At 59.4% G+C, this 18,935-nt stretch carries 16 protein-coding genes; 8 read left to right on the top strand and 8 right to left on the bottom strand.

What is annotated here, in order from left to right; translation table 11 throughout:
* Positions 1–105 precede the first annotated feature (105 nt).
* Positions 106–1,512, bottom strand: a complete 1,407-nt coding sequence (locus MK6180000_RS07670) for a M20/M25/M40 family metallo-hydrolase (RefSeq protein WP_138934198.1) — start codon at positions 1,510–1,512, stop codon at positions 106–108.
* Between the two features lie 253 nt (positions 1,513–1,765).
* Between MK6180000_RS07670 and hemA the strand changes: the two genes are divergently transcribed.
* The 3 genes from hemA (at position 1,766) to ispG (ending at position 5,604) form a co-directional block, all read left to right on the top strand.
* Positions 1,766–2,989: a 5-aminolevulinate synthase gene (hemA, locus tag MK6180000_RS07665; protein WP_138936399.1), complete on the top strand. Its 1,224-nt coding sequence runs from the start codon at positions 1,766–1,768 to the stop codon at positions 2,987–2,989.
* A 112-nt stretch (positions 2,990–3,101) separates the two neighbouring features.
* Positions 3,102–4,379, top strand: coding sequence for a helix-turn-helix domain-containing protein (locus MK6180000_RS07660; protein WP_171054571.1), 1,278 nt, complete (start codon positions 3,102–3,104; stop codon positions 4,377–4,379).
* Between the two features lie 97 nt (positions 4,380–4,476).
* Positions 4,477–5,604 (top strand): flavodoxin-dependent (E)-4-hydroxy-3-methylbut-2-enyl-diphosphate synthase, encoded by a 1,128-nt coding sequence (ispG, locus tag MK6180000_RS07655; RefSeq protein ID WP_138934197.1) that lies wholly within the window; start codon positions 4,477–4,479, stop codon positions 5,602–5,604.
* Between the two features lie 31 nt (positions 5,605–5,635).
* Here the strand turns inward: ispG and MK6180000_RS07650 are convergent, their stop codons facing one another.
* Positions 5,636–6,343 carry a DsbA family protein gene (locus MK6180000_RS07650; protein ID WP_138936397.1) on the bottom strand — a complete coding sequence of 236 codons (708 nt, stop codon included), beginning with the start codon at positions 6,341–6,343 and terminating at the stop codon, positions 5,636–5,638.
* A gap of 522 nt (positions 6,344–6,865) precedes the next feature.
* Between MK6180000_RS07650 and MK6180000_RS07645 the strand changes: the two genes are divergently transcribed.
* From MK6180000_RS07645 to prfB, 3 genes are all read left to right on the top strand, one after another.
* Positions 6,866–8,089 (top strand): N-acetylmuramoyl-L-alanine amidase, encoded by a 1,224-nt coding sequence (locus tag MK6180000_RS07645; protein WP_138934196.1) that lies wholly within the window; start codon positions 6,866–6,868, stop codon positions 8,087–8,089.
* 113 nt (positions 8,090–8,202) lie between these two features.
* Positions 8,203–10,719 (top strand): penicillin-binding protein 1A, encoded by a 2,517-nt coding sequence (locus MK6180000_RS07640; RefSeq protein WP_138934195.1) that lies wholly within the window; start codon positions 8,203–8,205, stop codon positions 10,717–10,719.
* 63 nt (positions 10,720–10,782) lie between these two features.
* The gene (gene prfB, locus MK6180000_RS07635) at positions 10,783–11,907 is read left to right on the top strand and encodes a peptide chain release factor 2 (RefSeq protein WP_138934194.1); all 1,125 of its coding nucleotides are present in this window, start codon (positions 10,783–10,785) and stop codon (positions 11,905–11,907) included.
* A 79-nt stretch (positions 11,908–11,986) separates the two neighbouring features.
* Here the strand turns inward: prfB and MK6180000_RS07630 are convergent, their stop codons facing one another.
* Positions 11,987–12,322, bottom strand: coding sequence for a DUF3140 domain-containing protein (locus tag MK6180000_RS07630; RefSeq protein ID WP_138934193.1), 336 nt, complete (start codon positions 12,320–12,322; stop codon positions 11,987–11,989).
* A gap of 89 nt (positions 12,323–12,411) precedes the next feature.
* Between MK6180000_RS07630 and MK6180000_RS07625 the strand changes: the two genes are divergently transcribed.
* Positions 12,412–13,191, top strand: a complete 780-nt coding sequence (locus tag MK6180000_RS07625) for a DUF2189 domain-containing protein (RefSeq protein ID WP_138934192.1) — start codon at positions 12,412–12,414, stop codon at positions 13,189–13,191.
* A 5-nt stretch (positions 13,192–13,196) separates the two neighbouring features.
* Here the strand turns inward: MK6180000_RS07625 and MK6180000_RS07620 are convergent, their stop codons facing one another.
* The 3 genes from MK6180000_RS07620 to MK6180000_RS07610 form a co-directional block, all read right to left on the bottom strand.
* Positions 13,197–13,412 (bottom strand): hypothetical protein, encoded by a 216-nt coding sequence (locus tag MK6180000_RS07620; RefSeq protein ID WP_138934191.1) that lies wholly within the window; start codon positions 13,410–13,412, stop codon positions 13,197–13,199.
* Complete coding sequence (locus tag MK6180000_RS07615) at positions 13,409–14,563, bottom strand: aromatic ring-hydroxylating oxygenase subunit alpha (RefSeq protein ID WP_138934190.1); 1,155 nt, start codon at positions 14,561–14,563, stop codon at positions 13,409–13,411. The genes MK6180000_RS07620 and MK6180000_RS07615 overlap by 4 nt, the downstream gene beginning before the upstream one ends.
* A 118-nt stretch (positions 14,564–14,681) precedes the next feature.
* Positions 14,682–15,503 carry a helix-turn-helix domain-containing protein gene (locus tag MK6180000_RS07610; protein ID WP_138934189.1) on the bottom strand — a complete coding sequence of 274 codons (822 nt, stop codon included), beginning with the start codon at positions 15,501–15,503 and terminating at the stop codon, positions 14,682–14,684.
* Positions 15,504–15,843: 340 nt separating this feature from the next.
* On the opposite strand from MK6180000_RS07610, the gene MK6180000_RS07605 reads away from it, so the two are divergent.
* The gene (locus tag MK6180000_RS07605; protein WP_138934188.1) at positions 15,844–16,185 is read left to right on the top strand and encodes a hypothetical protein; all 342 of its coding nucleotides are present in this window, start codon (positions 15,844–15,846) and stop codon (positions 16,183–16,185) included.
* Positions 16,186–16,258: 73 nt separating this feature from the next.
* Here MK6180000_RS07605 and ilvN read toward each other — a convergent pair whose 3' ends face one another.
* A complete protein-coding gene (gene ilvN, locus MK6180000_RS07600; protein WP_138934187.1) occupies positions 16,259–16,822 on the bottom strand; it encodes an acetolactate synthase small subunit in 564 nt (187 codons plus the stop codon).
* A gap of 81 nt (positions 16,823–16,903) precedes the next feature.
* Positions 16,904–18,658 (bottom strand): acetolactate synthase 3 large subunit, encoded by a 1,755-nt coding sequence (locus tag MK6180000_RS07595; protein WP_138934186.1) that lies wholly within the window; start codon positions 18,656–18,658, stop codon positions 16,904–16,906.
* Positions 18,659–18,935: the final 277 nt, after the last annotated feature.

Here is an 18,935-nt window from a genome sequence, read left to right as displayed (position 1 = left end):
AACTCTAACTCGCAATCGCTGGCACTCGTTTCGCAGAAATAGCGAGAACGGGTATGGTGGCCGCCGCATGCGCGCAAAACCCGCGCTAGCAGTGTGCTTCGCCTTTTAGCCCTTTGGCCGAGTCAGAGCGTCTAAGATACGCGCCCAGCTGCGCGTGCCTTTGTGAAAACTCTCCATATCGTATTTCTCGTTTGGAGAATGGATGGCGTCGTCGTCCTTGCCAAAGCCAATTAGCATAGCCGTCATACCCAGAATTTCACCGAAATGACCCGCGATCGGGATTGAGCCGCCGCAACCGACATAGGCGGCCTCTGTCGGCCATTCGTCCGATAGCGCCTTGCGCGCCGCCTCAAACGCGGGGCCAGTGAAGTCCATGATGCCCGCCCGGCTGGCGCCATGGGCGTGGAATTCGGCACTACAATCCACCGGCAACGCAGCGGTTACATAGGCGCGGAACGCGTCGCGGATTGCTGCCGGGTCCTGGCCCTCGACAAGGCGAAAGCTGATCTTGGCCGATGCTTGGCTAGGTAAAACCGTCTTGAACCCGTCGCCAGTATAGCCGCCCCAGATGCCGTTTACCTCTGCCGTGGGGCGCGACCAGATCATCTCAAGCGGGGTGCGTCCGTCCTCGCCAGCAGGCTGGCTGAGGCCCACATCACCGAGAAAACGGGCATGGTCAAAGCCAAGCCCCTCCCACTGGGCGCGCACTTCGGGAGAAAGATCAGGGATGTTGTCGTAAAATCCCGGCAGTGTGACACGCCCGGCAGCGTCGTGCAGACCAGCCAAAACTGATGAAAGCACCCGGATAGGATTGGCCGCTATTCCGCCGAAGAAGCCGGAATGCAGATCCTTGTCCGGCCCGGTGATCGTCACTTCGTCACTGACCATACCGCGCAACATGGTGACAATTGCAGGGGTCTTAGACTGGAACAGCGCTGTGTCGCAGATCAGCGCGATATCCGCGCGCAACTCTTCCGCATTATCCTGCATGAACGGAACGAGGGACGGCGAGCCTGATTCTTCCTCCCCCTCGAAAAAGAATGTGATGCGGCAGGGCAGCATGCCATGCACCTCGCGCCACGCGCGGCAGGCCTCGACGAAGGTCATCAACTGGCCTTTGTCATCGCTGGTGCCGCGACCTCGAATGACCTCGCCTTTGGGCGTCTCCTCAACCGCGGGATCAAACGGATCGCGCGTCCAGAGAGGCAGTGGATCGACCGGTTGCACGTCGTAATGCCCGTAGAAAAGCAGATGCGGCGCGCCTTCGGCTGCGTCCTGCCCGGCATGGCCTATTACCATTGGGTGCTTGGGCGTTGCGCGTTTTTCTGCATTTATCCCAATGCTTTGCAGATCTGCGACCAACCAGTCGGCAGCGTCTTGGCATGCATCTGCATAGGCGGGGTCGGTGGAAATCGACGGGATGGCCAGAAACTTTAGTAAGCGCTGGACCGCGTCAGGCATCTGCGTGTCGATGCGGGTCAAAACGTCATTCAGATTTGCGCTGGTGGACATGGGACAGGGCCTCGCTTGGAAGATTTTGGAGCGAGCCTAGCAGCCCGCGCGGCACTGTCCAGCTATGCGGACGGGTAAAGGGCCGCTTCTTTGATATGGATCAAACTTGTTCGGCGCGGCATTTTGTACCCTGTTGCAAGAAAAACCGCGGGTCTATATCACCCGTATATACCGAGGAAAGGCGCGCTCTGCGTCTTGTCCGGCACCAGTTCGCCGGACGCGACCAAGGAAAGGATGCCACTTGCATCAGCCCATTGATTACACGGCAAAGCTGGATGAGGCGCTGGGGCGTCTGCACAGCGAGGGCCGCTATCGCACCTTTATCGATATTGAACGTCGCCGGGGCCAATTTCCGCACGCCACATGGATGCGCCCGGACGGCGAAGAGCGGCCTATAACCGTCTGGTGCGGCAATGATTATCTGGGCATGGGCCAGCACCCTGATGTTCTGGCGGCGATGCACGAGGCGATCGACGCCACCGGCGCCGGCTCGGGCGGCACGCGGAATATTTCTGGCACTACAGTTTATCACAAGCGGCTTGAGGCCGAGTTGGCCGACTTGCATGGCAAGGAGGAGGCGTTGCTGTTTACCAGCGCCTATATCGCTAATGACGCCACGCTATCGACCCTGCCCAAGCTGTTTCCGGGTCTTATCATCTATTCAGATGCCCTGAATCACGCCTCTATGATTGAGGGCGTGCGCCGGAATGGTGGGGCCAAGCGGATATTTCGCCACAACGACGTCGATCACCTGCGCGAATTGCTGGCCGCCGACGATCCGGCTGCGCCCAAGCTAATCGCGTTCGAGAGCGTTTATTCCATGGATGGCGATTTTGGCCCAATCGAGGCGCTGTGCAACTTAGCCGATGAATTTGGCGCGCTGACCTATATCGACGAGGTACACGCGGTCGGCATGTACGGCCCCAGAGGCGGCGGCGTAAGCGAGCGGGACGGACTGGCGCACCGGATCGACATTATCAACGGAACACTGGCCAAGGCATATGGCGTCATGGGCGGCTATATCGCCGCGTCGGCGCGTATGTGTGACGCGGTGCGTAGCTATGCGCCCGGGTTTATTTTCACCACATCTCTCGCACCTGCTGTTGCTGCGGGTGCGGCTGCGAGCGTTGCGTTTCTTAAGCGCGATCAGGCCCTTCGGGAGCGGCACCAGACCCAAGCTAAGATCCTGAAGCTCAGGCTCAAGGGGCTGGGCCTGCCATTGATAGATCACGGCAGCCACATCGTACCGGTCATAGTAGGCGACCCGGTCCATACCCAAAAACTCAGCGATATGTTGCTGGATCGCTATGGCGTCTACGTGCAGCCCATTAACTTTCCCACTGTGCCGCGCGGAACAGAGCGTTTGCGCTTTACGCCGTCGCCAGTTCACGGTCCGAAAGAGATCGATCACCTCGTTGCGGCGATGGATGAGCTATGGAGCCATTGTGCGCTAAATCGTGCCGAACTTAGCGCATAGATCACCAAAACGTGCAAAGGCCCTTGCGGTGTGTTAACTTGCCTGAAAACAAAGAGCATGGTCGAATCGGGACGTTCGAACCAAGGCTTCTGAGCATTGAGGGGCAGCTTGTATGATTTTGCGCCGGTTTACGCGAAAAACCGCGGTCGACGAGGTGAAGCCGGGCGGCTTTGACTCTTTTGATCTGCGTTTGGGTGATCTGATGCGCGGTGAACGGGCCACTATGGGCAAGTCACTGCTGGATGTTGAGCGCGAGCTGCGCATTAAGGCCAGCTACGTTGCGGCGATCGAAAATTGTAATCCAGACGCTTTTGATACGCCCGGTTTCATCCCCGGCTATGTAAGATCGTACGCCCGCTATCTGAACATGGACCCCGACCGAGCTTTTGCCACTTTTTGCACCGAAAGCGGGTTTTCCATAGCGCATGGTATGTCCGCAGCCGCGTCATCGGTGCGGCGCAGCGATCCATCGCTCCCGCGTGCGACAGGCCGGGGCGATGCACGCCTGACCGCGCCCAGCATGCCCTTTGTTCCCGCAAGCGAGAGCATATTTTCACGCATTGAGCCCGGCGCAGTCGGATCGGTCGCCGTGCTGATCGCGCTGATTAGCGCCATTGGTTATGGCGGGTGGAGCGTTTTGAACGAGGTGCAACGCGTTCAGGTGTCTGCTGTCGAAAATACACCCGATGTGCTGGCTGATCTGGACCCGCTTGCCGGTGTCCGAACGCGTGCGCCGCAGGGCAGCACCACAGTCAATGCCGCAGTAAACTCGGGGCAGGGCGAGGATGTCATCGCGACCGCAGGCGTTACTGCGCCTGAGGGTGACAATCTGGACCGGCTTTACCGCCCAGAGGCGCTAGATGTGCCTGTTATGGTGGCGCGGGATGGGCCTATCTCGACGCTGGATCCCATGCGCGGCGGCACGCTGCCGGGTGTGTCGGTCGCGTCGGTCGAACCCTCAAGCGCCGAACCGAGCGCAATTGACGCGGCGATAGCGTCGATCATCAGCCCGCAGGTTGTGGCCGATGCGCCGGGCGGCGTCCAGATGGTAGCCGTGCGTGCCGCTTGGGTACGTGTGCGCGCAGCCGATGGGACCGTGATATTCGAAGGCATTATGAATGGCGGCGACACGTATGATGTGCCGCTGACCGAACTGCCGCCCACTTTGCGCGTGGGCGAATCGGGCGCGATCTATTTTAAGGTGGCAGGCCAGCACTATGGCCCGGCAGGCCCGCGTGGGTCTGTCACGTCAAACCTCGCATTGCTTCCGGCAGACCTTACAGAAACTCTTGAAGTGGCCGATTTGGCGCAAGATTCTGACTTGGAGCGGTATGTTGCAGAGCTTGGCGCCGATCTGACAGCCGGTCCGGTAGGTCAGGCCATCGACTGACGCGCCTTGGCGATTGAAGCCGGGCCGCAACCGTCCTATCTGATGACATGAACGCAAACCGCCCGGCCATGATATTGCCGGAGGAAGGACCGCCGCCATGTCGCTGAACCCGATCCGCCCCTGGCGAAATATCGAACGCCGCCAGAGCCGCCAGATTCATGTGGGCAATGTTCCCGTGGGCGGCGGTGCGCCGATCACAGTGCAGACGATGACCAACACCCTCACCACCGACGTTGCCGCGACTGTCGCGCAGATCCAGGCGGCGGCCGATGCGGGGGCGGATATTGTGCGCGTCTCGGTCCCCGATGAAGCATCGGCAAAGGCCCTGAAGGACATCGTGCGCGAAAGCCCAGTGCCCTTGGTCGCCGACATCCATTTTCACTATAAGCGCGGCATTGAGGCCGCAGAGGCGGGCGCGGCATGCCTGCGGATCAATCCCGGCAACATTGGCAGCCCCGAACGGGTGCGCGACGTAATTGCCGCCGCGCGCGATCATGGCTGCTCTATCCGGATCGGCGTCAATGCCGGCAGTCTTGAGCGGCACCTGCTGGAGAAGTACGGTGAGCCGTGCCCCGACGCGATGGTCGAAAGCGGGCTGGAGCATATTCGCATCCTGCAAGATAACGATTTTCACGAGTTCAAGATCAGCGTGAAGGCATCAGACGTATTCATGGCCGCTGCCGCTTATCAAAAGCTGGCTGAGGCCACGGACGCGCCCATCCATCTGGGCATTACGGAGGCCGGCGGTCTGATCAGTGGCACCGTCAAATCGGCCATCGGCATGGGCAATCTGCTATGGGCCGGGATAGGGGACACGATCCGCGTCAGCCTATCAGCCGAGCCGGTAGAAGAGGTCAAGATGGGCTTTGAAATCTTGAAATCGCTGGGCCTGCGCCATCGCGGTATCAACATCATCAGCTGCCCTAGCTGCGCGCGACAGGGATTTGACGTGATCAAGACGGTCGAGATTTTGGAACAGCGGCTAGAGCATATCAAGACGCCGATGAGCCTTAGCATCATAGGCTGCGTGGTAAACGGACCCGGTGAGGCGTTGATGACGGATGTGGGATTTACCGGCGGCGGTGCCGGGTCTGGTATGGTCTATCTGGCTGGCAAGCAGAGCCATAAGCTGTCGAACGACCAGATGATCGAACATATTGTCGAGCAGGTCGAGGAGCGCGCTGCCCAAATCGACGCCGCTGCTGCCCAAGAGGCGGCAGAGTAGCGCCGCCCGGCAATCGGGCAGCGCGTTTGGTCTATCCGCGAATATCCTTGACGATTTCTTGCATCCCTTCGAGCGGGACGTAACCGCGTACGATTTGATCGTGCATGATGAACGACGGCGTGCCCGAGATTTGCATTGCCTGTCCAAGAGCGCGGTTGTCCGCGATCACCTTGGCAACTTCGTCGCTGTCCATGTGGTCAACGATGAGGGTGGCGTCCAGCCCCAGCGCCTCGGCGAGGCGGGTGAGGGCTGGCACGGCCATGTCGCCTTTGTAGGTCATCATCGCGTCGTGCAGCGACTTGTAGGCGTCGTCGCCTAACTGCTGCTGCGCGGCGATGGCGAACTGCGAGGCGATGGTCGACTGTTCGCCCAGAATTGGGAATTCCTTGACGATGATGCGGATGTTGCCGTCGCCCGCTATCAGCTCTTCGACTTCGGGAAAGGCGCGGCGGCAATAGCCACAACGATAATCCATGAACTCAACAATGGTTACATCGCCGTCTAAGTTGCCCCCGACCCAAGACTGGCCGTCGTCAAAGAGAGCATCTGCGTGCTGCTCGATCAGGTCGCCGTCATTGGCGCTTTGCAAGTCCTGCTGGCGCTGCTCCATCACGGCGGCAGCCTCAAAGATGACCTCGGGATTCTCCATCAGGTAATTGCGTACGCGCGCGCCGAATGCGGCGTCGTCCAGCTGGCCGATCTCGGGCGTCGCGGCTACCTCGGGCGCGGGACTCGCCATGCCCACCTCCTCGGTGGTGGGCGCGGTCTGCGGTGGGGTGCGATCGGGCACGACGATTGCGGTCAGCGCGGCTCCGGCGACTATAACGCCGACCCCGGTCAATATGGCGGTGCGGTTCATCTGCATCGTCTCCGTTTTTATAGGGTTATGACGCGGATCAACGCCGCGCATTCTTGGCCGCAGAAAGCACATCTTGGGCCCGTTGCCAACCACCTGAGCCATGCCGCGAGGGGGCGGTTGCCCGCGAGGCGTGTATTTCGGCGCCATCCAGCCGTCAGGCACAGGCAACGCCGCGTCAGGCGATGCGGAGGATGTTCCATTTCGGGCATTGGCGCATTGACGATCCCCTTGTTTCGGGGTGAATAGGACAGCGGGTAGGCCCTGATCTTAGGGAAAAAGCCCCGCTAAATTCAAGGCTTGGCTGACCATTTCCGTAAATTGTGATGGGCTGGGCGGGGCCGGGCATGGATGCTAACGTGGCAGCGCATAGCCCCATAGGCGCAGAAGTGGATACGGTCGATCATGAAACATCTGATCCTTTGCGCAGCATTCGCGCTGATCGGCGCGGCCGGGGCTGCACAGCAGAGCGATTTTGGCGCACTTGCCCGGCTAGACCCCGCCGCCAGTGCGATCACGGGCGGGGCGGGCGCGATTACTGTCGATCTGGCGCTAAGCCAAGGCGTGCCTTTTCGCATCTTTAGCCTCGACACCCCGCCGCGCATCGTCGTCGATTTTCGCGAGGTGGATTGGGCCGGCACGCTGGGGCCAGAGCTGGTAAAGACCGATCAGGTCTTGTCAGCGCGCGTGGGCGGGTTTCGTCCGGGCTGGTCGCGCATGGTGTTGGAATTGGCGGGACCATACGCACTGGCACAGGCGGCGTTATTGTCGGACCCGGCAAGCGAAGGCGCACAGCTGGAATTGATACTAGAGCAGACAACGCCTGAAGCATTTGCCGCAGGTGCCGGCGTGCCGCATCAGCCCGGATGGGATTTGCCGGATGCCGCCGATGTCGGCCCCGCTAACGCCGCGCGCGATCCTGCCGCGCCGCTGACTATTGTTCTGGACCCCGGCCACGGCGGCATTGATCCGGGCGCCGGGGAAGACGGCACGTTGGAGAAGGATCTGATGCTGGCCTTCGCGCGCGAATTGAAGGAGGCGCTGCTGCGGCGCGGCGACGCCCGTGTTGTACTCACGCGTGAGGACGACAGTTTCGTCTCGCTGGAGCGCCGCGTTTCTATCGCGCATATCGAGGCTGCAGATCTGTTTTTGTCGCTGCACGCAGACTCGCTGGGCGAGGGAGGTGCGCGCGGGGCGACGATCTATAAACTGGGCGCCGATGCCACTGACGCCGCCAGCGCAGCCTTGGCCGAGCGGCACGACCGCGCCGATATGCTGGCTGGCCTCGACCTGAGCGGAACCGACGATGTTGTCGCGGATGTGCTGATGGATCTTGCCCGGATGGAAACGCAGCCAAGGGCTGATCTGCTGGCGCGGGCCTTGCTGTTGGGGCTGGAGGAGGAGCGGATGCCAATGAATTCCAAGCCGATCCGCAGTGCTAGCTTTTCGGTCTTGAAATCGCCCGACATTCCATCGCTGCTGCTGGAGTTGGGGTTCCTGTCCAGCGGGCGCGATCTGGGCAATTTGACCGATCCGCAGTGGCGCGCGCGCATGGCGCTGGCGATTGCCGACGGCATTGATGCGTGGATAATCGCGGACTCAGCCAATGCAGATTTGGTGCGTCAGTGAGCCGCCACGCGATGCGCGAATACTGGCCGGACAACCCCATGGCGCGCTTGTGTTTTGACGTCTGGCCGCAGGGTGCCTATATGGGCACCAACACCGTTTTTTGAGGGCCGCGCGTGCTTAGACATATCCTTACATTCTTTGGATCAATCTTCAGTCTACTGACGATGGGCATTATGATGATTGCGCTCAGCATTGGTGCGATTTTCTACATATATGGCCGCGATTTGCCCTCTCATCAAAGCCTTGCGAATTATACCCCGCCGACGATCAGCCGCATCTTTTCGGGCGAGGGACGTATCATTGATGAATTCTCGCGCGAGCGGCGGTTGTTTACCCCCGCCGAGGAAATCCCTGCCCTGATTAAGGAAGCGTTCATTTCCGCCGAGGACAAGAATTTCTATACGCATGGTGGATATGACGCGCGCGGCATCGCCGCTGCCGCCGTCGAGGCGGTCAAGACGCGGGGAGGGCGTGTCCGCGGTGCGTCAACCATTACCCAGCAGGTGATGAAGAACTTTCTGCTCTCCGGTGATCGCAGGATTGAGCGCAAGATCAAGGAAATCATCCTCGCTACGCGGATCGAGGAGACGCTGACCAAGGAAAAGATCCTTGAGCTGTATCTGAATGAAATTTATCTGGGTCAAAACAGCTATGGCGTGACCGCCGCCGCACAGACGTATTTCAACAAGTCTCTCAATGAATTGGCACCGCACGAGGCGGCGTTTCTGGCGTCGATGCCCAAGGCGCCCAGCGATTTTCACCCTGTTCGCAGCAAAGAGCGTCTGCAAGCGCGGCGCGACTTTGTGTTGGGCGAGATGGAGCAAAATGGCTATATTACCAAGGCCGTCTATGACAGCGAAGTGGCGCAGCCCCTCGCCAGCGTGCAGAATGGCGATTTTGAGCCGTTTTCCGCATCCCTGCCGCCGCGTGACTATTTCACCGATGAAATCCGCCGCCAGCTAAGCCGCGATTTCGGTGAGGGCGAATTTTTCTCGGGCGGCTTCACGGTGCGGGCGACCATTGATCCTGAGATGCAGGTCGAGGCGGCACTGGCCTTGCAAGACAAGCTGGAACAGTACGACCGTACGCTGGGGCGCTGGCGCGGCACTGGCAAAACGCTTCCACCAGAGGCGCTGGAGAGCGAGGAGGCTTGGCGCGCCGCGCTGGCCGAGGTTTCTGTAGCGCGCGATATTAAGCTGGACAGTGAGTGGTATCCTGCTGTGATACTCAAAATCGGCGATCAGCAGATGCGCATTGGCGTCGAGGCTATCCAAGAGTCTGAAGCCGAGCCGCAGGTCATACCGCGCGATGACATCGCATGGCTGCCCACGAGTTTCGCGGACACGTTCAAGGTAGGACAGGTGGTGCATGTGCGCCGCATGACCAAGGATGGCGCGTTTGTTCGCTGGACGCTGCGGCAAGTACCCGAAGTGCAGGGCGGTTTCATGGCGATGGACGTGAATACGGGCCGCGTGATCGCCATGCAGGGCGGCTTTTCTTATCAGAATTCGGTGTTTAACCGCGCCACTCAGGCCAAGCGTCAACCCGGCTCAAGCTTTAAGCCGTTTGTGTATGCCGCAGCGCTCGACAGTGGGTATTCACCGGCGACAATCGTGGTGGACGCCCCGATCGAGGTGAACACGCCACAAGGCCTATGGCGGCCTCGCAACTCGTCCAACAAATTCTATGGACCGACGCCGCTACGCACTGGAATCGAGCAGTCGCGCAACTTGATGACCATCCGCCTTGCGCAAGAGGTCGGGATGGACACAGTTGCTGCCTATGCCGAGCGATTTGGCGTTTATGACCGAATGGGCCCATTTCTGGCTAACGCGCTGGGATCGGAGGAATCCACGGTCTACCGGATGGTGGCGGCCTACGCGATGTTTGCAAACGGCGGCGAGCGGGTGGAGCCGACGCTGGTGGACCGCGTGCAAGACCGCTACGGGCGCACAGTCTACCGCCATGACGAACGAACCTGCACCGACTGCGATGATCCCACATTAGCGGCCGGTCGCAGCCCGCGCATCGTGTCAAACCGCGAGCGGGTGATTGACGCGGTCACAGCATATCAGCTGACCTCCATGATGCAGGGCGTCGTCCAGCGCGGCACGGCGGCAGGCAACGTCAATCTGTCGGTGCCCGTTGCGGGCAAGACCGGCACAACCAATGACGCGCGCGACGTGTGGTTCATCGGCTTTACCAACAATATCGTCGCCGGCTGCTATATCGGTTATGACCAACCGCGTAGTTTGGGCCGCAGCGCATATGGCGCCGGTATGTGCGGGCCGGTATTTACCCAGTTTATGCAAAAGGCGACGGCCAAATATGGTGGCGGCGAATTTGCAATTCCGCCGGGTGGCCATTTTATCAAGATCGACCGCTTTAGCGGTGCCCGTTTGCCTGACAGCGCGTCTGGTCCCAACGTCGTGGCCGAGTATTTCCGCGACGGTGAGGATCCGATATTCGGCTTGGCCTTTGATGGCGGATTTGCCATGGGCACCGATCTGGAGCTGTTTCAGGAAGGCGGCGGCGAAGTGGTGCGCGACCTGACCACTTCAAGTGGCCAGACCGGGCAAGTCGGGAAAAAAGCGACCTTTGGGTCGATGTCGTCGGGCGGGCTGTACTAAGGCGCGCTTGCCCGTGCAGGCGTGCTGCGGTATCAGGCAGGCGACCCCTCAGGAAGGCCTGTGATGCGCGCTGAAATTCAGAATATCACCCAAGAGATCGACACTTCGCTAGAGTTGCTGCGCCAGCGGCTGGGATGGGACACCGCCCGGCACCGGCTGGAGGAATTCAACGCCCGCGTCGAGGATCCGAACCTATGGGACGATCCGGCAAAGGCGCAGAAACTGATGCGCGAGCGTCAGGCGTTGGTTGATGCACTGAGTACGCACGACACCATTCAGTCTGAGCTGTCGGACAATGTCGAACTGATTGAAATGGGCGAAGCCGAAGGCGACGTAGCTATCGTGACCGAGGCCGAGACGGCCCTGAGGGCACTGGGCAAGCGCGCCGCCAAAAAGGAGCTGGAGGCGCTCTTGAACGGTGAGGCTGACGCCAACGATACGTTTCTGGAGATCAACGCAGGCGCAGGTGGCACCGAGTCCTGTGACTGGGCCAATATGCTGGCGCGGATGTATGTCCGCTGGGCAGAAAAACGTGGCTACACCGTTGAGTTGCAATCGGAGCAGTCAGGCGACGAGGCCGGCATCAAATCCGCCGCCTACAAGATCAGCGGCCACAACGCCTATGGCTGGCTGAAATCCGAGAGCGGCGTCCACCGCCTTGTGCGGATTAGCCCATTTGATAGCGCGGCCAAGCGGCATACGTCGTTTTGCTCGGTCTGGGTTTATCCGGTGGTCGATGATGACATCGAAATCGAGGTGAATCCGTCAGATATTCGTATCGACACTTATCGCAGCTCTGGCGCGGGTGGGCAGCATGTGAACACCACCGATTCTGCGGTGCGGATCACCCACCACCCCACTGGGATTGTTGTGACCTCGTCAGAGAAATCGCAGCATCAAAACCGCGACATCGCGATGAAGGCGCTGAAATCTCGGCTGTACCAAATGGAGCTGGATCGCCGGAATGCCGCCATCAACGAGGCGCACGACGCCAAAGGCGATGCCGGTTGGGGAAACCAAATACGAAGCTATGTCTTGCAACCCTACCAGATGGTCAAGGATCTACGCACGCTGCATGAGACGTCCGATACCAAGGGCGTGCTGGACGGCGATCTGGACGAGTTTATGGCCGCGACGCTGGCAATGGACGTCAGCGGCAAAAGTCGCGCTGAGGCGCAAGGGGAGTGAAGCTCGCGCCCGGTTGTCGGGGCTAAGTCTCAGCATTTCATAGGTGTGAAGGCCCGGAGATAGATAGGTCAAGGTGATCCTAACTGAGCGGATCGTGCCCCCAGTTCATCAGCGAGTATCGCCACGCGGAATGTTCAACGTCAGTGTCGGGCCCACCTTGGGCCTTATGGCGATTGATGTAGCCCGTGACCTTGGCCATGTGATCCCACTGATCATCGTTTAGATCAGCCTTGTTTGTGCGCTTTATCGTGACGATGCGGCGGCCTGACGCGTGACCGGTGGATTCGCCGTCATTGGCGTCACCGACTGACTTGGAGGCATCCGTTTCTAGCCAGTCCTCCAACTCTTGCGGCGCCATGTTGACGAGGTCGCGCCATTCGCTCCAGATTTGATCTTGGGATTTGGACGATGACATGAGTAGGATCCTTTCGCTAGGCTGGGGCGCACATACACAACGGCGCTGACCGAAATAGGTTTCGTCTGATTTAGCCCGAGGAGCAGATGATGCACGAGACGCGAGTGGCCGAGCACGGTGTGCCGCAATTGGGCGCGCCTGCGCTACCGATGCTGGGCGAGGCGCTGCGCCTAGGGTGGCGCGATATGCGGCGCGCGCCAGGCTATGCTGCGGCGTTCGCCGGGGTTTATGTGGTAATCGGGTGGGTGATGATCTGGGTCACCGTGGCAACGGGTCATACTTACTGGTTGATCTTTATTGCTGTAAGTTTCCCGTTGATCGGGCCGTTTGCGGCCGTCGGTCTTTATGAGGTTAGTCGGCGGCTGGAGCAAGGAGAGCCGCTATCGCCGGGTGCCATTTTTGGCGTCATCCGACATCAGAGCAAGCGACAGCTACCGTCGATCTGCGTCATCATCGTAATGGTGTTCTTGTTCTGGTTCTTTCTGGCGCACATGATATTTGCGCTGTTTTTGGGCCTTTCGGCTATGACCAACGTGTCGACGTCGCTTGCCATCTACCTCACGCAAGAGGGGTTGACGATGCTGGCCGTGGGCAGCGCGGTGGGCGGGATCTTTGCTCTTTTGATCTACATGATCACCGTGATTTCGCTACCACTGTTGCTGGACCGCGAAGTGGATTTCGTCACTGCGATGATAACCAGCTTTGGCGTCGTCACGCAGCATCCCGCGCCCATGCTGGCCTGGGCGATCTTTGTTGCGTTGGCAACTTTCCTTGCGCTGCTACCCGGACTATTGGGGCTTTTCCTCGTGCTACCTTTGCTGGGCCATGCGACGTGGCACCTTTATCGACTCCTGTGCGAGGCAGCCTGAGGTCGTCACTCCTCGCGTCCGTGCACCACAAGGCGGCGGTGAAGATGCCGAGCCTGCGGCGCGCCCGCCTCAAGCGCAAAGACATAGGCGTGGGTTAGATAGAAGCAGGAGGCGTCCAGATCATTGGCCGCATCCGCTGCCTCAGTATAGAGCGCGATCAGCGCGGCGGGGTCGGGCCGCGCGTGGGCGGCCAGCATCCGGGTGTGCAGATCGACACTCATTCAGCGGCCTTGGCCTGTCCGCGATGCGCCACCACCTTGCCCGCGACCCACGAATGGAAGCAGTGCGTAGGGCTGTCCATCACCGGAGAGAAGCGTCCGCCATCGAACGTCGTGACATGCCGGCCCTTTTGCATCCCCTCAACGACAAATATGTCCTCCTCGAATACACCCTTCCACAGTTGCGTATTGCGGGCCTTTAGCCCCTCATCAACGCCCGGCTCTGCGTAATAGATATGCACATGCTCGGCTGTGCGTTCGAGGCCCATAGGCTCTAGGATAATGGCATAAGCATGGTCACGGTGAACGCCCAAGAGGACATTGGGATAGACCGAAATGTATTCCGCTTGCTCGTTCCATTTCGCGCCAACCTCGGCAAAGTCGGGGAATTTGTCGCCGTCCTCATTGGTTAGCTGACGGTAGACCATCGTGCCTTGGCCGGAATACGCCTCGGGCTCTTCGATGTGATAGTGATCCTCTAGGCGTGAATAGCTGTTGAGGCCGGGATGAACCCACGGCAAATGATAGCTTTCGCAGTAATTCTCGACCGCGAGCTTCCAGTTTGTCTGAACCTCCAGCGTGAATCGACTGCCGTGGCCGCCATGGTACATCGGCACGTCGAACTCGCGCCACCGGTCTATGATGTGCGACATCGCAATCTCGAATGCCGGCGCATCCCCTGAGATATTGATCCACACGACATCGCGCCAAACATGGGCGCGCACCTCATTCAACCCCAGTTCGCTGCGCTTGATCGCAGCGTGCGTGTTCTGGCCTGGACCGCCGACATGCGGCGTGCTGACCAGATCCCCCTTGGTGGAGTAGCACCACGAGTGGTAGGGGCAGCGGATAGCGCCTTCAATCTTGCGTGGCTCCTCAATGAGGATCATGCCGCGGTGGCGGCAAATATTCTGGAAAACGCGCACATCGCCATCCTTGTCGCGGATCAGCAAGAGGGGCATCCCCAGAAAGGTCAGCGGCACCGCATCTCCCGCTTCTGGCACGTCCGATGCCACTGCGAGGCCGGCCCATTGGCTAAACAGCAGAGCGTGCTTTTCTTCTTCGAAGACGGCGGGATCAATGTAATGCGCGTTGGGCAGGCCATTGGCCGTTGCGACTGGGGCACGGACAGAAGAGAGGTCGGTGAGGCTCATGGCGCGGCTCCTGAATTCAAGTGTGGCTGCATCAACCATGGCCTACCGGCGCCGCCTCTGACCGCCGGTCTGCGACGCGACTTTTCTCACTGCGACATGATTTTGGAGGCGCCGCGCCCTATCTAAAGGGTTGGTCGAGCCTCAGGAGGCGCACATGGAAGGGTGGCAGATCCTCAATCCCGACCAGCGCCTTGCCGCGCGCAGCCGCGAGGATCGCGCCAGTATTGTTTCCCAGATGCTCGTACACCATGCGCGTCGCGCGGATGCCCGATATCTTTTCGCGTACTGTGCGGGTGACGTATCCCTCCCACAAATTCGGCTGAAATGAAGTCTCAGGCGCAAGAAAGTTGAACGAGCAGGCCATTGAATTGCGGTGGGTGACAATCATCATGATTCCCTCCTCTTGGCGCATGACGACGCCGCGAAATTCGCGGTCCTTCCGCGCGGTCGACAAACCTTGCATACGCAGCGCATCTATCGGCTCGCTGCCGCGCAGGAATGTATAACCATCCTCGCGGTGAATATTGACCAAGCCGCGCACAAATAACGTCTCGTCCACAAAGCTGCGCCGCACAAAGCGGTAAATGCCGCTTGGAAATAACTCTTCGGGCACTGCTACAGGTTCGGCCCCAAAGAAACCGGCGACGACGGGATGACCAAGCAGATCAAACGATGCGGACCTCAGGCTATCACTACGCTCCAGCAGGATACGCGCATCGGTGCCGAAAAACTGGCAGATCCGGTGCAACACGTCTGGCCGGGGAAAACTCTCGCCGGTGAGGTATCTGTTAAATTGAGTGCGGTTAATGCCCAGATCCCGGCAAAGTCCCGCGACCGACGGATAGTCGGCGCTCAGCGCGCGCAGGTTATCGCCGAAGATCGCCCGCAGCTGTGCGGGGTCCGTTACCGACGATGGCACCAATTTGGGCTCAGAGGGCATGGCGTGTATCCCTCAATGCAAGTTCAGCCAGATGCATGGTCAAATGAATTTCGGACGAGTAAATGTGAACTGAAATGTGTCATAGAGGACGCCTTGTTATGCGGACTAAATGTTAACGTTTTATCATTTCAACACGACTGACACGGCTTGTCACGCGCGATGACGCTAATTAGCGTCACTTTTTGCACCTCATGACACAAATGGATCAGGCCGATGGGCGTATCTACCATGGCCTGACGCCCCCGAAAGCTACATTTTAGTAACAGGCAAGCCTTGGTTCCGATGGTGATAATCGCCAGAGACCGCGAAGGCAGAGATTTGACTGGTTTTGGGGGAATACATGTACGGAGTCGTTCTTTGGAGTGATCAACGCCAGAACCGCGCAGTTATTTGGTGCGAGGATCACGGCGATCTAGCCTACTATAAAGGCGACGTAGGCGGAGATTCTGCGATGGCCGCAGGCGATCTGGTCGAGTTTGATCTGCACGAGGCCGCTGACATGCGCTTGGCTGATATGCCGCGGCTGATCACGCAGCGCAGCCACCCAACACTGAGTTCCGATTTGCGAAAGGCAGGCGCGCGTATGGGCGTGGTGCCGTCAGGTTCGCCCGCGCCGGCCAATAGTGACTACGCTGCGAATGTCATACCCTTTCGCGAAACCCGGATGGCAGCATACGCCTGAGGTTTTCTCGATAACCGAATATGAAAAAGAGCGGACCTTTTGGCCCGCTCTTTTTCATTTGTGCAGGGTAGAATTATAGGGAACCGCGGGGCAGGGCGGCGATGCCAGTGCGCGCCAGATCAGTCAGGCCCAAAGGGCGCATCAGATCGGCGAAGGCATCGATCTTTTCGGACGTGCCGGTAATCTCAAACGTGAAGCTGTCGAGCGTGCTGTCGACCACATTCGTGCGAAAGATATCGGCAAGGCGCAGCGCTTCAACCCGTTTATCACCGGTGCATACGACCTTGATCAACGCCAGTTCACGCTCCACTGCGCGGCCCTCGACCGTCAGGTCGTGAACCTCAAGCACCGGAATGATCCGGCCCAACTGCGCCTTTATCTGCTCGATCACCTGAGGCGTGCCGATGGTGACAATGGTGATGCGGGACATGTGCCCCTCGTGGTCGACCTCGGCCACCGTAAGGCTCTCGATATTATAGCCACGCCCCGAAAAGAGGCCGATGACACGTGCCAGCACACCGACCTCGTTATCAACGAGGACCGCCAGCGTATGACGCTCCTCCACATCCGAAAACGTGGGGCGGAGGTTGTAGGCGGAATGCTTGTTCGAGCCTTTTTTGATTTTCAGTGCGGACATGTCAGCTCCTTTGCAGAGGCGCGGAAGTTGCGCCGATTACCTGCGGATAGTCTTTTGTTTGAAATATGTTGCAAGTCATTCCTAAACCATCACCGCACCTTTGGAGCCGATGGCATCCTTGGTCGATGCCTCGCCTAGCAACATTTTGTTATGCGGCTCGCCGGAGGGAATCATGGGGAAGCAGTTTTCATGCTTTTCCACCATGCAGTCAAAGATCACCGGGCCGTCATACTCGATCATTTCCATGATCGCGTCATCCAGATCGGCAGGATCGCTGCAACGGATGCCCTTCGCGCCGAAGGCTTCGGCCAGCTTGACGAAATCGGGCAGGGCCTCGGACCAGCTATGCGAATACCGCTCGCCGTGCAGCAGCTCTTGCCACTGGCGGACCATTCCCAGACGCTCGTTGTTCAGAATGAACTGCTTGACCGGCAGGTTGAACTGAATTGCTGTGCCCATTTCCTGCATGTTCATCAGCCAGCTAGCCTCGCCCGCCACGTTGATGACCAACGCATCGCGATGCGCCATCTGCACGCCGATGGATGCGGGAAATCCGTAGCCCATGGTGCCAAGACCGCCGGATGTCATCCAGCGGTTCGGATCCTCAAAGCCAAGGTATTGCGCCGCCCACATCTGATGCTGGCCGACCTCGGTGGTGATATAGCGATCATGATCCTTGGTCAGGGCCTCTAGCCGGGTGAGGGCGTGCTGCGGCTTGATCGTTTTGCCTTCCTGCTTGAAGCTCAGGCATTTCGTCTTGCGCCAATCGTCGACGCGGCCGTTCCACTTGGCAATCGCCTCCACATTCGTCTTGCGGCCACGCGATTTCCAGACCTTGAGGAGGTCCTCAAGGACGTGCGCAATGTCGCCGACGATCGGGATATCGGCCTTGATCACCTTGTTAATCGACGACGGATCAATGTCGATATGCGCCTTTTTCGAGCCGGGGCTGAATGCGTCCAAGCGCCCTGTGATACGGTCGTCAAAGCGCGCGCCGATGTTGATCATCAGATCGCAATCGTGCATCGCCATGTTTGCCTCATAAAGGCCGTGCATCCCCAACATTCCCAGCCATGCTTTGCCGCTGGCCGGATAGGCGCCGAGGCCCATGAGTGTGGATGTGATGGGAAATCCAGTCGCCTCGACCAACTCGCGCAGCAGTTGACTAGCGGCCGGGCCGGAATTGATGACGCCGCCGCCGGTGTAGAACACCGGACGCTTCGCCGTCTCGATAGCGGCGACCAGCTCCGTGATTGCATCCATATCGCCTTTGACCTGAGGCTTGTAATGGCCTGTGCGCGCCTTTTGCGGTGATGTGTATTCGGCACTGGCGAATTGCACATCCTTGGGAATGTCGACCAGCACCGGGCCGGGGCGGCCAGCGGTGGCGACATGGAACGCCTCGTGGATGGTGGCCGACAGGTTGGCGGTATCCTTGACCAGCCAGTTATGCTTGGTGCAGGGGCGCGTGATGCCGACGGTATCGGCCTCCTGAAAGGCGTCCGATCCAATCATAAAGGTCGGCACCTGTCCGGTCAGCACGACGAGCGGGATACTGTCGAGCAGCGCATCGGTCAGGCCCGTCACAGCGTTCGTCGCGCCTGGACCGGAGGTGACCAGCACAACGCCCGGCTTGCCTGTTGAACGGGCGTAGCCCTCAGCGGCGTGCACGGCGCCCTGTTCATGGCGCACCAGCACGTGCTGGATGCCGTTTTGCTGGAACACTTCGTCATAGATCGGCAGGACAGCGCCGCCGGGATAGCCGAAGACGACGTCCACGCCCTGATCCTTGAGGGCCTGAACCACCATTTTCGCTCCGGTCATTTGACGTGTCATCGCTTCGCTCCGTTCATGACATCATTGCGCCGCGGCGCATAAAAAAACCCCCGGTTGTGGCGGGGGCGCATGGGGTACCTGTTGGGTGTCCGGTTACCGGCCCATGCGCATTTTCCGTGTGACTACAACTAGCGGCGCCATTGGACCACTCCCTTTTGCATTTAGCGGCGACCTTATGGGTGCGATTATAGGGCGTCAAGGCGCTCGGGTAGATAAAATGTCGCGGAGACCAACTTTTCTTTGCATTTATTGCGTAGGGAAGGTCAGTATTGACGAT

This window comes from Roseovarius arcticus (assembly GCF_006125015.1).
Lineage (GTDB): Bacteria > Pseudomonadota > Alphaproteobacteria > Rhodobacterales > Rhodobacteraceae > Roseovarius > Roseovarius arcticus.
This window is presented reverse-complemented; position numbering and strand designations above follow the sequence as displayed.